The organism is Halomonas sp. 113 (genome assembly GCF_904067645.1).
GTDB classification, from domain to species: Bacteria; Pseudomonadota; Gammaproteobacteria; order Pseudomonadales; family Halomonadaceae; genus Vreelandella; species Vreelandella titanicae.
Genome location: NZ_LR881453.1, coordinates 4,097,881 through 4,112,840 on the forward strand (window position 1 = coordinate 4,097,881; position 14,960 = coordinate 4,112,840).

A 14,960-nucleotide genomic window follows, 5' to 3' on the forward strand; every position below is an offset into this window, starting at 1 on the left:
CCGCAGACCGTTGCCTGATCGGTCAATACAACCGGCTTAGTGTCCCGGGTGATGATTAAGCGACTCTCCACTCCCCTATTTCGCCCCATTACTGTTCCTCCGCTGCTGTTTTATTCATCCCACTGCGCTGGCGCTTCGTAGCTCGCCACCTCAAAAGCATCGACGTACATGCGCTGAAACCCCGCCGCTTCCAGGCTTTGAATCGCCGTGTGGCACGCGAGCGGTAGCCGCGTTTGTAGCGGCACACCGCTTAGACTCAGCCGCGCAGCGGTCAGCAGGCGTGCGCCATGGCCGCTGCCTTTCCACTCTTGGCTGATAAAGAAGAAGCGCAGTTGCCAGGCGGCTTCGTCATCGGGTCGGCACGCCAACACCATCCCCAGGGGCGGGCCATCCCCATGGCGCAGGGCGAGTAAACGCCCCTGCCAGTGCTCAACGTGCTCTTGCTCGCGCTGCAACCACACCTGGCGATGCAAGGTAAATTCCAGAGCACGGCGCAGCGTATCCAGGTAGGCCTTGTCACGCAGCACCCAGGGCGAATGCCCTTTTGCATCGGCACGCTGGACGGCTTCGATAAAACTATCGATATCCCCCTCGCGGGCGCTTTCAAGCGCGCGGGAAGATGCTTGGCCATTAACATCAGGGTCGCTATCCACATGACCACCTGGGTGGTCATGGGTCGTGCTAGCTGAGGGGGAGAGCCACTGCTTAAGTTTCGTCAGCATAGGGCCCTCGTTCTGCATAGAGTGCCGACGGTAACTGGAAGCCTGCGGCGGGCGAACGGGTAAAGGGGTTGGGGGCGCTATCGGTAAATAGGCGATAACGCATAGCCCCACCGTCAACATTAAAACGTAGCTCTAACTCACGCTCATTAACGCTGGTGATGTTTGCCTCTTCCAACAGCCGGAACCAGGCCCAGGCGCCATCGCGGGTCATACTCCGCGGCGAGCGGTTTACCTGGCTGGGCACCATGGTGATGCGGCTATCAGTGCCGCCACGCAGCGTATTCGGCCAAATCATCGATACCCGGCTGCTGGCACTGTGCGTGTATTCGATGAGCTGGCCATCGGCGCTGATCACACTGCGCCGCTTGTCGGGGCTTAAGCTGATCGGCTCAAGAGAGAACTCGACGTCTAGTGCGCCATCAGGGCCAAAGTAGGCACGGCGAATTTGTTCCGCCTGTGACACAGCGGCAAACACGCTCTCACGCAGTAGCGAATTACCCTGGGTATCCACCAACTGCTCAGGCGCACCTTCGATAAAGGGCTGCAAGTTATCCTGATAGAAGTTGTCGAGGATACCTTCAGGAGCAAAGAAGGCTTCAAAGTCGCTTAGCGAAGCATCCCGGCTTGCACTGGGCACCAGCGGATAGCGCCCGGCTAAACGCTCTTGATAGGGTGCCACTACCTCATCTATCCAGATATTTTCCAGGTGACTGATAGCGCTTGCCATGATGAGCTGCCAGCTTTGATCCGCCAGGCTTTTCAACATGCTTGCGACAGGCTCGGGCGAGCTGTCAGCAATACGCTGCAGGCGATAAATTGGGTCATCACCGCGCAGCGATAAGCGGTCACGCGCGCCGATGAAAGCGGCGCGCCCTGGGTCGCTGGCTTCTTCTATATCAAGCAGGTAATCGCGCAGCTCCGTTACCGCCGATTTGATCTCTTCCAGGGAGGAGGGATCCCCCTCTTGAGGATTGGAGAGCTTGTTAATCGCGGTAAACTGCTGCTCGATATCGTGAGCAAGCTGATAGCGCGGTGAACGCTGCAGCGCTTCACGGGCTTCCTCGTCATCTGCAGGCAGTTCCGGATAGAGACGGGTATTCTGCTCGACCGCTGCTAACAGACGGTCTAGGGGGCGCTCGGCGCTGACCAGCGCATCGGCGACCACCGCTGCCTGATGAATGTCCGGCAGGGGCACAAGCTGGGTATTGCGCAGGGCATCACGCCAACTCACGCGATAGTCACTGACATAATAGTCACGCAGGGCGTTTTGCAGTTGCTGACGGTCAGCGTTGCTGAAGTTGATGTCTTCGCGCTGATCCAATACCCACAAGTCGATAAGCGCTAGCTCGGTTGCCCTATCAAGCTGTTGCAGGAAGTGATTTTCGAAGCCACCCCGGGTAACCAGATACGGCAGTTGCACATACGAGGGCTCATCGTTACGCGCCATAAACACCGTGTTGAACATCGACCCCACCTGACGGCGCAGATCGAGAGGATCACCGCGTCGGCTACTGTCAGCTTTCATGGTGGCGTAGACCCGCTCATCCATCGGCAGGCGTGATAGGTCGTCAATCGCGGCGACTAAGCTGCCGCGTAGTGGCGCCATGGCATATTCAGCGCGCCGATTACCAGCGGCAACCCGGCTTTCCAAATCGCTGTGCTGCAGGGCGTAATCTAAATGAGCCAGTAAGCGGTCTTGGATTTCACCACGCTGGGGGAAATCCGACTGCCAACGCTGCGCCATAAAGTCGTGTACGCGTTCGGGCTGGCGGCCACTGGCGTCAGACATCATGCGCAAAATGCGCAGCAGCGCCAGCTTGGCGTTACTGCCCTCTTCTTCGCGGTTCATGTCATCCATGATGCCCACCATCAACGCCGGCAGGAATTGGTACTCCAACATGGCGAGGTAAGCATTCTCTAACTGGCCACCAATAATGTGGCCTTGATAAAGCCCCATATCGGCAAGGAAAGGTGTGTGTGTACGGTAGCCCTCGAAGGTTTGCATCGCATCGCGTAGGCGATCCAACGGCGCCAGCATTTCGTAGCCCGTTGGGTCGTCGCTCTGAAACTCTTCGGGATGGGTGGCCAGGAAAGTTTCCGCCCGATGCTCGACGGTGGAAAGCGAGGTCGCGTTTTTCTGGTAGAAATGACTCCACCCACCGATCATTACCGCACTCACTAACATGCAACCGACGATGCACGCCTGGCGAGTGCGCTGGCGGCGGCGGGCTACTTTGGCGTTGTCACCGGCCAGGCCAGCTTCTGGATAAATAACTTTTTCAAACAGCTCTTCGGTGAAATACAGGGCGCTGCGCGTGGCACGGTGCGCTGGCTGAACACTTTCGGGCATGCCATAACGGCGGGCCGCGGCATCAACGAAAGGATCTTCAGGCACCCCCTGCTGATAAACCGAGGTGAAATAAGTGCCGCGTACAATCGCCGCGGTGGAAAAGCGGTCGCTGGAAAGCGCCTCGTTGAGGAAACCGAGCAGCACATCGCGCAGCCCTGCTAGCTGGCGCACAAAGCGAAATACCGATTCCCGTTCTTCCCGGTCGCGGCACTCTGCCAGCATGGTGGGCATTGCGCGGTTAAGGCGTTCCAGCATGTTGTCGTAAGCGGCGGCGAACTCTTCTTCCCACTGTCCCGGTGTATCAATGGATTTAGCCGAGAAGGTAAAGCCTAACGGCGCCCGCCGTGCAGCACGGGAGTAATGGCGGAAGAAATCGTCAAAACCGTGCAGCAAATCCATTTTACTGAAGGTGACGTAAACCGGTAACCGGCTGCCGTGGCGCTCCATCAACTCGCGCAGGCGGCTACGTAACAGCGTCGCGTACGCTTTACGAACGGCTACCTGGGCGTGGCTAAGACGGGCTAGATCCAACACCAGCACAACGCCGTCCAGCGGGCGGCGTGGGCGGTTACGCTCTAGCCATTCGGTGAAGTGATCCCAGAGGCGGCTATTGAGTTCGACAGGCTCGCCAGTTTCCAGTGCGCCTTGGGTCAATAACTCGCCATCAGGGTCGATGAGTATCGCTTTATCGCCAATCCACCAATCAAAACCAAAGCGGTTTTTCTTGCTGCTGATGCCAGAGGCTTTCATGACATTGGACAACGCGAAATTTTGCCCCGAGCGATTGACCAAGCTGGTTTTGCCCGCGTTTTCAACGCCCATGACCAAATACCAGGGAAGACGATAGCGGCTGCTGTCCCCACCGCCAACGCTATCAATGATTTCGGATAGTACGCTGTTCAGCGAAGTTTCCTGCTGGTCGATACTTTCCTGAATGGGGTCTGACTGCTGCGACTCCATATCCTGCGCGAGTTCATCGGCTTTGCGCAGTCGACGGGAAAGCCGAACGCCCCAAATCACCGCCACTAACGTTACCAGCGCCAAGGTGGCCAGTAACCGATTGACCCAGGGGCCTAATGGGTAGCTGTCTCGCACTTCCCAACTAGGTCCTAACCACCAGATAGCCACTAATAGGAGCACGATTAATACGCCCCACATGGCCATGGAAAGCCGCCCTAGCCCCTTGACTCTGTTAGCTTGCGCTTTGGCGCGATTGTGAGTGCTCTGTGCACGTGAAAAGCCGGGCACCCAGCGGCTCAGCCTTGATTTCAATGTTCCCCACATGAGCCTTTAATCCTCGTCCCTAGTGATAAAGTCGATCATCGTTGCCATACCCTGAGGTCATGTCCTAAGCGATGCCTGAAGCCGCGAAACCAGCGCTGGTTCCCACTGCTCTAAATCAAGTTCATTAACAGTTTGGTGCAGCGTGCTGTAGTACTGCTGGGCGAGCGTTTCTAGCCCCGCCTCCTGCAGCAAATCAGCGCTGGCCAAGCGCCAGTACGTGCTCTCGCGCAAGGAGCGTGCCGACGCTAACCCCTGGTCAAGCACCTGCAAGGCAGGCCCTAACCCTTCACTCCCCATATAGCTACGCGCTTCCTCTAACCCCGCATGCCATGCTTCACCGCCACCGGCGCCGTCATTTGCACCGCTGCCCGCGCCGCTATACAGCCACTGCTGCGTTTCCTTATCTAAAAAAGGCGAGCCATCGTTAAACGTTAATGACTCAATACCGGGGAGCCTTTCCACGAACCGCACCGACTCATCACGAATAGCCTCAGCGCAGCGCGGCCGCCCTAGGCGCTTGGCCAGCTCGGCACTCAAGCGGTGTCCTTCTAGCCAGTAGGGGCTGACCGCAACGCTTTTCTCTATGCGCTGCCAAAGCGCTTCGTCACCGCCCCGGGAAAGCGCCTCTCGATAATCCGCCACACGGTCAGCAGCCACAGGGGCTAACTCGGTACGCCCTCCTTCCCTTGCAGCAGGTAACGCCTGGATGGCGCTCCAGATGGCATAGCGACGCAAGCGGTATGCCAGCGGCTCGCCCGGGTTTTGCTCGTTTAGAAAATCGGCCATTTTGAGCAGAGACTGGCGGTTGGCGCGTTCATTGCCCGCCTCCAGACGCAGTTCGGGGACTTTTGCCCCACCACCGGGCTGCTCAACCTTTTCAGCACTGCTGGAGGAAGAAGACGCGGCCGTCCGTGCATCGCCACCGGACGCGTTGCCGCCTTGAGAGTCCGATGCAGCACGGTTTTGATTAGGCTGTTTTTCATCCAGCAGGCGCATCAGCTCGTCAAGTGAGTCAGCGGGCAACTGCTTGTCCGCGGCTAACGTTTGCAGTTTTTCCAACGAGTGGCGGCAGGCCAGAAACTCATCCTCGGCATTATGAAAGTCGAGGCCCGCGGCAAGCTTCAGCGTGCGTTGGGTAAATTGCTGGAACAGCCTGGGCCGCAACTTAGCCCCACGTGCGCCATTGAAGGGGTATGCCAACGCCCACCAGGCTTCAAGACAACCGGCCAGCAGCCTTAGGGAAAGCGCGAAACGCACGCCATTGCCTTCATGCTGCAGGCAGTGCAGCAAGTGTCCCAACACCTTTAGGTCTTTGCCCTTATGGCTGAGCATAGTGATGGCTAATGCTTCTGCCGTATCCCAATCAACGTCTTGGTGCTGCAATGAGCCGACCTTCATCATTTCAGCCTCAAGGCGCAGGTAGTCGGCGCTGTCCTCCAGCACAACGCCGATCTCCTCGCCCTGCTCATTGGCAGGCAGAGGCGCTAGCAGGGGTTCAAGGTGACTATCCGCCGTTATACGCATCACGAACTCCTATACCCACTACCAGCGACAGGCGCTGCGAAGCGGTTGAATTTGCTGACGCAGTCCTGATACATCAAAACGCAGCCCGTCCAGAGCCGCTGCGTCGCTACTCAACACAAGCTCGTTGGCGCTCAATAATTGCCGCAGCGTTTCAATGGCGGGCAGGCCGCGCCCACCGCTTACCACGTGGCCGTCATCGCGCACTCGCCATTGTTGAGAGACATCACGTCCATCCGCGACGACCCGCAACGACACGCGGGGGGTATCCAAGGCATTGGGCAGGTGCACCTGGAAGCGGGTAATTAACTTCTCGCAGGCCAGTACTAATACGGGCCGCGGAGGCGTTGTGCCCCGCGCGGGCACCGTCATTAATACTTGGCTTCCCTCGGCGCTGACTATCAGGCCAAAGTCATCGGGATTGCGTTTCTCCTCTTGGCTGACAACTGCGTGCCAAAGTGGCGGCAATTCAGCGCTATCACTTGGCGTGCTCTGCTCGTCCAGGAACAGACTGTCGTAGCACCCCAGGCGATCCAAACGGGAGCTTTCTTGGCCACACTGATGCGCCTGTTCCAATACCGCCGCGCTATCCTCTGCTTGTAGTGCGCTGCTCATGCTTAGTAGCCAGAGGCAAATCAATAGCCTGTGCTGCCATCGGCAACTTACGAATGTCACTTTCATTTAGCATCCAGTTCTAGCAATTGGCATTTGTGGGAGAGCGTTCGCTTGGGTATTCCCAGGCTCTCTGCTGCAAGGGCACGATTCCCGCCGTAGTAAAGCAATCGCTGGCTAATCAATTGCGCTTCATAATCGCGAACCGCTTGGCGCAGATCATTGATCTTATTCAGCGTGCCGCTGGCTTCTGATGTCGCTGAATCAGCGCCACTGGCGGTATCGCTGGGCAGGAGCAAGGCTTCAATATCGACACCGGCGGGGGTCATGGCGCAGGCATAATCGATCAAGTTTTTGAGCTCACGCACGTTGCCGGGGTAATCACGCTCTTTTAGCTGCCGCAACGCGGCGGGTGTGATGCCCATCTCACTGCGTTCTTCCCGTGCACAGAAATCAGCAACAAAGTGCTCGGCCAGAAAGGCGATGTCTTCACGCCGTGCCGACAGCGAAGGCAGCGAAAGCGGGAACTGGCCTAAGCGATAATAGAGGTCAGCGCGAAACCTCTGCTGTTTGATCTGCTCGCGTAGCGGCTGATGGGTAGCCGCAATAAGACGCAGGTCTGCACAGCGTTCTTCATTCGACCCTAAGGGGCGATAGCGGCCGCTCTCCAGCACCCTGAGCAGTTTGGCTTGCAGCGCTAGCGGCATATCGCCGATTTCATCCAGAAACAGCGTACCGCCGTCGGCTTGGGCGATGAGCCCTTCCCTGGCCTGGTCAGCGCCTGAAAACGCCCCTTTGGAGTGGCCGAACAGCTCCGACTCGAGCAGCGACTCGGGGATCGCGGCACAGTTAATCGCCATGAACGGCGCCTTGGCGCGTGCCGAGAAACGGTGAATCGCTCTCGCCACGAGGTCTTTGCCGGTGCCGGTTTCACCCTGCAGTAGCACCGCTAAATTGGTTTCGGCTGCACGAATCACCTGCTGTCGAAGCTCTTGCATGGCGATAGAGTTACCCAGCAAATCACTCGCCAGCTTGGCCGCTAACCCCTGGCGCCGGGTGTTGTCGTTGAGCTTGGCTAACGAGTCACGCAATACCGCTGATTTCTGACGCTCTCCCTGACTGCTTGCCAGGCGCGACCACAACCGGCACAGCAGGGCCTCAAAAGCGACAAAATCGCTACACTCCATAAGCTTCATCAAGGTTGCCGCTTCCGTGACGAAGGCCAGCACGCCTAGCCACTCACGGGAACTGTCCTGGAGTCGTAACGGCCTCACGTGTAGCCGCAAGTCACCACTGAGGGAGGCTATTTGGGCTTGAAAACCGGGATGATCAAGCCGGGTACGCGCTTCCCCCACGCCCAGTGTCACCGGCTTACCGGTGCGGATGGCATGGGCATAGGGGTGACTAAACTCATCACAGTTGAAGCGCGCCTCACTATTATCACGGCCTACCCAGCGGCCACTGCTGTCCAGATAGAGGCACTCCACCCACGCCAAGCCCAGGCTATTACCCAGCAGTTGCCGACTGCGTAAGCGCAGCTCCCGTGGTGTGGTACTTTCAACCAACGCAAGCGCCATGGGCATAGCCGCCAGCCCAGCTAAAGGCTGCGCTTCGCTAGCATTGCGCTGGTCAAGAGCCTTTACCTGCATGGCGCTATGCCACCTCCGCAGTAAAGACACCGCTGTCGGCATCCGTGCCCAACACTACCCGGCTAACGTTCTCGCGCCGTGCCATACGCTCAAGCAGGGCACGGGAAAGCGGCGGCAGCAGTTCACCGTCGATCACCGACTCCAGCATGCGTGCGCCGTTTTCACTCCGCGTCGCACGTTTACAAATTGCCTCGGCCAGGCTGTCATCCAGCACCACCTCGGCATGGCGATGGCGCTCACGGATGCGTGTTGCCAAGGTATCCAGCTTGGCCTTGACGATGTCACGCAGGGTATCGCCGTCCAGCGGCAAGTAAGGCACCACTTCCATACGCGCTAATAGCGCCGGTTTAAAGAACTCAGCCAGCACCGGGTAGAGCGCGGCATCCAGCGCTGCTGGGTCATCGCCATAGCTAACGATGGCTTCGTAGCCCAGGTTAGAGGTCAGGAAGAACAGCACGTTTTTGCAATCGATAACGCGCCCTTCCCCGTCGGCCAGTTCGCCTTTATCAAACGCCTGGTAGAAGAGGTTAAGCACATCGGGATGGGCTTTTTCGACTTCGTCCAGCAGCACCACCGAATAAGGGCGCTGACGGATCGCTTCGGTGAGTAGCCCGCCCTCGCCAAACCCGACATACCCCGGCGGCGAACCAATCAGACGTGAAACCGTGTGCTTCTCTTGGTATTCCGACATATTGATCGTGGTAAGAAACTGACGACCGCCATACAGCTGGTCGGCAATTTGCACCACGGTTTCGGTTTTACCCACGCCGCTGGGGCCTACCAGCAGAAATGCGCCCAATGGCCGCCCCGGGCGACGGAGATCCGCACGCGCGGTTAGCAAGTGGCGATGGATACGCTCAATCGCACTGCCCTGCCCCTGGATTAGCGCATCCAGATGGGTCGGCAGTTCGGTGAGGCGGGTTAGCTCGTCGCTGGTCATACGCTCGACCGGTACGCCGGTCCAGTCGCCAATCACCTGGGCAATTTGCGCCTCTTCAACGCTGGGATTAACCAGCGCAAACGTCTCTTGCAGTTGGGCCAGCTGCTGCTCCCGGTCGGCGAGTTCTTGATGCACGCCCTCGGGAAGTTGATCAACGGCATCATTATCCGTTGCCTCTAGCAGTTGGCGGTGTAGCGCCACAATGGCATCGACGCATTCGCGCTGCGCTTGCCAGGCGGCTTCCAGGCTTGCCAACTCCTCTTCCAGCTTGGCTAAGCGTTCGGTTAAGTCGTGGTGGCGTTCACTATCCGGTTCGCGCCCCAGCAGACGTTCACGCTCGACCTGATCGCGCTCACGCAGCGCGGCGATATGTTCACTCTGTAAGTGGCTTAGCTTGCGGGGCGGGGTATCCAGAGCCTGCGCCAATCGGGTACAGGCGGTGTCCAGCACATCAATGGCTTTGTCAGGCAGTTGCCGTCCGGCCAGGTAACGGGCAGAAAGCGCAGCGGCAGCACGCAGGCCGCTGTCGCCGATCAGCACGCCGTGGGCGCGCTCATACACATCCCGCAAACCGCGCAGGATGACCAGCGCTTGCTCAACGCTTGGCTCGGAAAGCGCAATGGGCTGGAAGCGTCGCGACAGCGCCGGGTCTTTTTCAAAGTACTTTTTGTACTCACGCCAGGTAGTAGCGGCGATAGTACGCAGCTCGCCCCGGGCCAGGGCAGGCTTGAGCAAGTTGGCCGCGTCACCGCCACCTTCCTGGTTACCAGCACCGATCAGCGTGTGTGCTTCATCTATAAATAGCAGCGTGGGACGCGGGGCGTTTTTGACTTCGTCAATCACCGCTTTAAGGCGCTTTTCAAACTCGCCTTTCACCGCGGCACCGGCTTGTAGCGCCCCTAGATCAAGGGTCAGCAGCTCGACATCTGCTAGCGCAGCGGGTACTTGCCCCGCCACAATGCGTGACGCTAAACCTTCTACCACAGCACTTTTACCCACCCCGGCATCGCCAATCACAATGGGGTTGTTTTTGCGCCGACGCCCCAGGATATCGAGCATTTGGTCGATTTCCGGGTCGCGCCCCAGCACAGGGTCAAGCTCACCATTGCGCGCCTGTTCGGTCAGCGAGGTAGCAAAACGGGCGAGTGCGCTGTCATCGCCAGCAGGATGAGCAGCCTGGCGTTGTTTAGCGTCGGCACCCTCCCGAGGTGCTTCGGCTGAATCGGCCGTAAGACGCTCCAAGTGGCGGCGTAGATTTTCGCGATTGATATCTTCCAGTAGCGCCGTGCTCTTCGGACCTAAATAGCGCGGGGCGTTGTGCAGTAGCGCCGTGAAAAGCACGCCGCTGCGAAGCGCTTGATGTCCATACTCGGTGGCTGCCAGTAACCACGCGTCCTGCAGCAGCTCTACCAATAACGGCGAAAAGCTGGGTGTCGACACCTCAAGATCACGAGGCGGACGGCTCTCCTCAGCCATTCGTGCGCGCAGCTCCTCGACATCAATATCAAGCGTTTCCAGCAGTAAGCGCACATCACATAGCGGCTGGTCGACCAGCGCCAGCAGCAGGTGCCCGGTGGTCACCTCCGGTGCTTGCTGCTCTGCGCACAGCACGGCGGCCTGCTCGAGGCCATGACGAGAAATTCCATTCAGTCGACTAATAAGCGCCGGTAGCTCTACCCTAAGCATGCTATCTCCTAACGATAAATCTGATCGAGTAAAGCTCTGACTTGCTCAGCCTGCTGATCCAGAGACCAAGAAAGCCCCAAATAAATACCCACCAACGTAACGCCGAACAGGGCAAAGATGGCCCACAGCGGTAACCCCTCGTGCATCCCTTTGCCACGCCCTTTCACCACATGCCTAAGTGGCTGGGTCAGCATCTCATCTGGCGGCTCATCAAGTGACGCCAGTTGATCGCCCAGCGCGCGTACAATCTGGTCGTACTCTTCACGACCATGGGTTTTCACCCGGTAACGCCCCTCAAACCCAAGGCACAGGCACAAATAGATAAAGGCCAGCATGTCGCGATAGCGATGAGGCTCTTGCTGCAGCCGCGCGAGGATAGAGAAAACTTTTTCGCCACCCCAGGTCTCGTTATGAAACCTCGCTAGCAGCGAGTGCTCAGCCCACACGCTCTGCCTCCCCCAGGGCATGCCCATCACGGTTTCATCGATAAACGAGCAAAGCACATAGCGGTAGGCGAGCAGTGTCGGGCGGTCATACCCCTGTTCGGTTAGCTCAATTTCGATAGAGGCAATTTCGTCCACCACCTGACGATATAAGCGCTCGAGATCATCAGCGCCGTCCACCTGTCGGACGCGCACCGCCATGCCCAGCAGGCTGCTCGATGCATCGACCAGCGGGTTTAAGTTGTGCCCGCGCAGCCGAAACCAGTAGTCCTCGTCAGCATTGAGGTGTTGGGCATGGCTATGCACCAACTGCTCAACGCCGCTGTCTTTTATGTGGTCTTCATGGCGAACCGGCTCACCCATCGGGTAGTCGTTTTTGGCGTCATCTTGATGCGTGGCAATATCTTGCATGGCTTAACTCCTGATCGCCCAAAACTGCATTTCCAACCCGGGAAATTCGCCCGCCACGTGGAAGGCAAAACCGCTTGCGCCATCCAGCATTCCCCAGGCTTCGCTTTGTCGGCTGAGTTGGAAGTAGGTATAGCCCGCGTGATAAGGCAACTCGCGAGGGGCCACCGGTAACGGCTCCAAGGGCACACCCGGTAATTGCAGACTAATAAGGTCGCGAATACGCTCGACGCTGGCCACTTTGGTTTGCTGTAGAAACTGCTTACGCAGGCGCTCGTTGGGCATGTCGGCACGCACTGCCAAAATGAATTCGGCTGTTTCAAACAGGCTGGTATCCGAGAGCGGCGCCACCAGTAAGCCAAATTTCCGTGCCTGTATCTGAATGGCGATCGCGCGGGGTTCAAGCACGGTGGAGAGCGCTTGGCGCATCATCTGCATCAAGGGCCGGAATCCGCGTTCGGGATGCTCATGGTCATAAGCAGGGCACTCAGGCGGCAAACGCGACTCATCGGTAAACGTCACCAACTCACTAGCGATTTCATACATGGTGTCGTAGAGCCGCTCCGGGTGAACTTGCCCCAAGCGTGACAGATGCTGAAACCGTGGCTGGGCGCGGTTCAGTAGTTGTAACAGCATGAAATCGGTCACATCGGCAACACCTGCCTGATTAGGCGTCGACAGCCGCTGAGCAATATTGCGCGCCCGCTCTCGCATCAAACCGGCCATCTCACCCACAAACCGCTGCAGGCTTGGCGCTGCTTGCACGTTCATTAAGGTGGGAATAAATTGCTCATCCAGTACCAAGCTGCCGTCGGGGCGGCACTCTAGAATGCGCGTAACGGCCAAGCAGGCATAACCACTGCGGTCTTCTTGCTCTAATAACAAGCGCGGTGAAACGCGCGCGACGTCCAGGTCGGCCATATCACCGTCGCGGGAGTGCAGGTCACGCACGCTGCGCGGCGAAAGGCGATAACGTGCGGGCAGTTCGTCATCGGGCCAGCGCACTTCCCCGACGCTATCCGTGGCCAATGGCAAGCCTAAGTACACCACTTGATTGGTAATGCCCGAGTCTGCAACTTCCAGCGCAGAAGGCTCTAAATCATCCTCAGGCAATTGGAAGGCAACGCCATCGGGCATGACGCCACTCGCCCGGCTAATCGCAATCCGGCCAAAGCTTAAAAACTCGTTGTTCAACTCCAGGGTTAAAAATCCGTATAGATAGTGACTAACCCCTTTAAGCCGCGTATCAATCAACCCTTCAAGGCTGCGCTGCTGCTGTTGAAAGTGCTGCGGCTTGATAAATAGCCCTTCACTCCATACCACGCGATTGCGACTGGCCATCACTCTTCCTTCCTTAGTTCTACTTCACTGTTGCGCAGATGAACCAGCAAGTGATAATTCTCTGAACTGGCCTTCACTTTGACGACTTTCTTCCACTCCGCCTCGTTTGGCTCAGCGTAGAACGCAATCAAACCGATATAGCGCGTGTCCTCTTCAATGGCGAAGGGTTCGTAGAATTTCCACTGGCCAGGTAGCAAGGTGAAGTCGTCATGGGCCAGATAGTTCGTGCCCAATGCCGCCTCCATATCCTCACTTAACTGATCCATGTCGGCCGCCATTAGCATGGAGTCATCTTTAAGCTGCAAAATTTGAAAGCGCAGCGGCGTCCCCTCGCCATCAATATTCGGGTTCACATCGGGCTCTGCGACCATGCTTAAATCGACCAGCGTGGGCTGATCTTCTGGATAGCCCACCGGTATCGAGGGGTCTAGCATGACTTCCCAGGCTTTACCGGCTGCCTCACGGGTCGAAGCACAGCCCGTGATTGACAGCAGCACGATAAGCACACCTACAAGCCCGAGGCTCTTGGCCTTGCTCATGCGTCCTCCCGCTGCTGGCGACGAACAGACTGGTCATACGCCTGCTCGAAAACCTCCCAGAACAGTTTTTGGAAGCCTAGCTGGCGGCCTGAGTTAAGCTCATGGTAGTAGTGGCGGTACATTTCCCAGGCCCAGCCGTTTTCATCTTCAATGCGGGTGCCTGCCCCCCGGTATGCATGGAAACGTTTGAGCAGCGCTTCCGGTGAAAAGGCATCCAAAATAGCGGTTAGTGCGTACTCAATGGCTTCTTCTACTGCCGCTTGGTGGTGGCCTTGATGACGCAGGCACTCCCCCACCGCTTCCGGCGCCGAAAGGTGAACTGGGCTACGTTGGGCCGAAAACATCGTCTCGACAGTGGCCTCGTAAGCTTGGCCAAGGCGCAGGGGGTTATCTTCGATAGGCTGTAAACGACGATCCCGGAGGGGGTATTTGCTATCGTTTTGGGTTTGCTGCAGAGCACGTAAGCCATTAATAGCAGCCCGTAACGTATGGCCCGCTTCTTCAAGAAACGCCTGCTGCTCTTCGCTATCACGGAAGGGTATGTCGATATCCAACCCCCTTAATAGCGGGTCGGCCCCCACATGGCCAAGGGAACGGCCACTAGGCTTTTGCCAGCGATCCTCTAACTGCTCGCCAACGGAACGTTCGAGGTCATCTATTGCCCGCTCATCCATGCTACTGCTCCTCTCTGTCTGGTTGCCTGCTGTATAGCCGTTTGGCGAATGACTGCTTGGTGAATAACCGCTTGGTGAATAGCTGTCCGGTGAATGGCTGCCTAGCTTGCGTTTGATCGCTGGCATGCGAACAGCGCCTTCGCGCCGCTCTTGCTGGTCACGGCCCACACTTCCTTCAACGCGCCGCTCGGAACCCAGCAACTCCGACATGTCTTCAACGGATTCGGAAAGCTGGGCATTGGCAGAACGGGGGTCGAGAGCAGCCATTGGGTCTTCATGCCCCACTCCACGCGCTACCCCGCCAAGAGCCTCCATGGGATCTTCTTTTTTTGCGGCTTCCGCACGTAGCGGCTGGTCTTCTTGAACCAACGGGCGGCCATAGGCATCTACCGCCTCCTGCTCTTCATTGACTAACGAGGCCAGAGGTTGAGCACCGGGTTGAGTACTCTGCCGATCACCCAAATGCACTTTAAGACGGTACTCGCCGACTAGCACTTCATCGCCCTCGCTCAAAGCGACCTTACGGTTTCGCCCAATCGGCAGGGTGGCGCGATTGATAAAGGTGTGCCCGCTGCTATCAATCAGGCAGAACTTGCCGTCAATTTTGCTCACTTGGGCATGCTGCGGGCGAATTCGGCCGGCGTGATCGTGCAATAACCAGTCATCATCGGTTGAGCAGCCTAGGGTGCCGCCGACTTCATGAAAGACATGACTACTTGTCGAACGGCCTTCTAGGCGCTCACTATTGGCAATGACCAGCGTTACAGCGGAAATTGGGTTGGCGTTCATTG

The 14,960-nt window shown here is 57.8% G+C and carries 10 protein-coding genes; all 10 read right to left on the bottom strand.

Translation table 11 applies throughout. The features are described 5' to 3' along the window. Nucleotides 1–110: 110 nt before the first annotated feature. The 10 genes from YERSI8AC_RS19335 to tagH all read right to left on the bottom strand — a co-directional run bounded on the left by YERSI8AC_RS19335 (nucleotide 111) and on the right by tagH (nucleotide 14,958). A complete protein-coding gene (locus tag YERSI8AC_RS19335) occupies nucleotides 111–722 on the bottom strand; it encodes a GNAT family N-acetyltransferase (protein WP_022522002.1) in 612 nt (203 codons plus the stop codon). Next, nucleotides 706–4,356 (bottom strand): type VI secretion system membrane subunit TssM, encoded by a 3,651-nt coding sequence (gene tssM, locus YERSI8AC_RS19340; protein WP_159177324.1) that lies wholly within the window; start codon nucleotides 4,354–4,356, stop codon nucleotides 706–708. The genes YERSI8AC_RS19335 and tssM overlap by 17 nt, the downstream gene beginning before the upstream one ends. Before the next feature lie 57 nt (nucleotides 4,357–4,413). Then, nucleotides 4,414–5,880, bottom strand: coding sequence for a type VI secretion system protein TssA (tssA, locus tag YERSI8AC_RS19345; RefSeq protein ID WP_022522000.1), 1,467 nt, complete (start codon nucleotides 5,878–5,880; stop codon nucleotides 4,414–4,416). 18 nt (nucleotides 5,881–5,898) lie between these two features. After that, nucleotides 5,899–6,492 carry a type VI secretion system-associated protein VasI gene (gene vasI, locus YERSI8AC_RS19350; RefSeq protein ID WP_223828105.1) on the bottom strand — a complete coding sequence of 198 codons (594 nt, stop codon included), beginning with the start codon at nucleotides 6,490–6,492 and terminating at the stop codon, nucleotides 5,899–5,901. A gap of 62 nt (nucleotides 6,493–6,554) precedes the next feature. After that, on the bottom strand, nucleotides 6,555–8,138 hold the full coding sequence (locus YERSI8AC_RS19355; RefSeq protein WP_022521999.1) for a sigma-54 interaction domain-containing protein: 1,584 nt from the start codon (nucleotides 8,136–8,138) through the stop codon (nucleotides 6,555–6,557). 4 nt (nucleotides 8,139–8,142) lie between these two features. Beyond that, the gene (gene tssH, locus YERSI8AC_RS19360) at nucleotides 8,143–10,764 is read right to left on the bottom strand and encodes a type VI secretion system ATPase TssH (protein WP_159177325.1); all 2,622 of its coding nucleotides are present in this window, start codon (nucleotides 10,762–10,764) and stop codon (nucleotides 8,143–8,145) included. A gap of 8 nt (nucleotides 10,765–10,772) precedes the next feature. Beyond that, entirely contained in the window at nucleotides 10,773–11,618 is an 846-nt protein-coding gene (gene icmH / locus YERSI8AC_RS19365) for a type IVB secretion system protein IcmH/DotU (protein WP_022521997.1), read from the bottom strand. A 3-nt stretch (nucleotides 11,619–11,621) separates the two neighbouring features. Then, complete coding sequence (gene tssK, locus YERSI8AC_RS19370; protein ID WP_022521996.1) at nucleotides 11,622–12,956, bottom strand: type VI secretion system baseplate subunit TssK; 1,335 nt, start codon at nucleotides 12,954–12,956, stop codon at nucleotides 11,622–11,624. Beyond that, on the bottom strand, nucleotides 12,956–13,495 hold the full coding sequence (gene tssJ / locus YERSI8AC_RS19375; protein WP_022521995.1) for a type VI secretion system lipoprotein TssJ: 540 nt from the start codon (nucleotides 13,493–13,495) through the stop codon (nucleotides 12,956–12,958). The genes tssK and tssJ overlap by 1 nt, the downstream gene beginning before the upstream one ends. Continuing rightward, entirely contained in the window at nucleotides 13,492–14,958 is a 1,467-nt protein-coding gene (gene tagH / locus YERSI8AC_RS19380; RefSeq protein ID WP_027956915.1) for a type VI secretion system-associated FHA domain protein TagH, read from the bottom strand. The genes tssJ and tagH overlap by 4 nt, the downstream gene beginning before the upstream one ends. Between the last annotated feature and the right edge of the window lie 2 nt (nucleotides 14,959–14,960).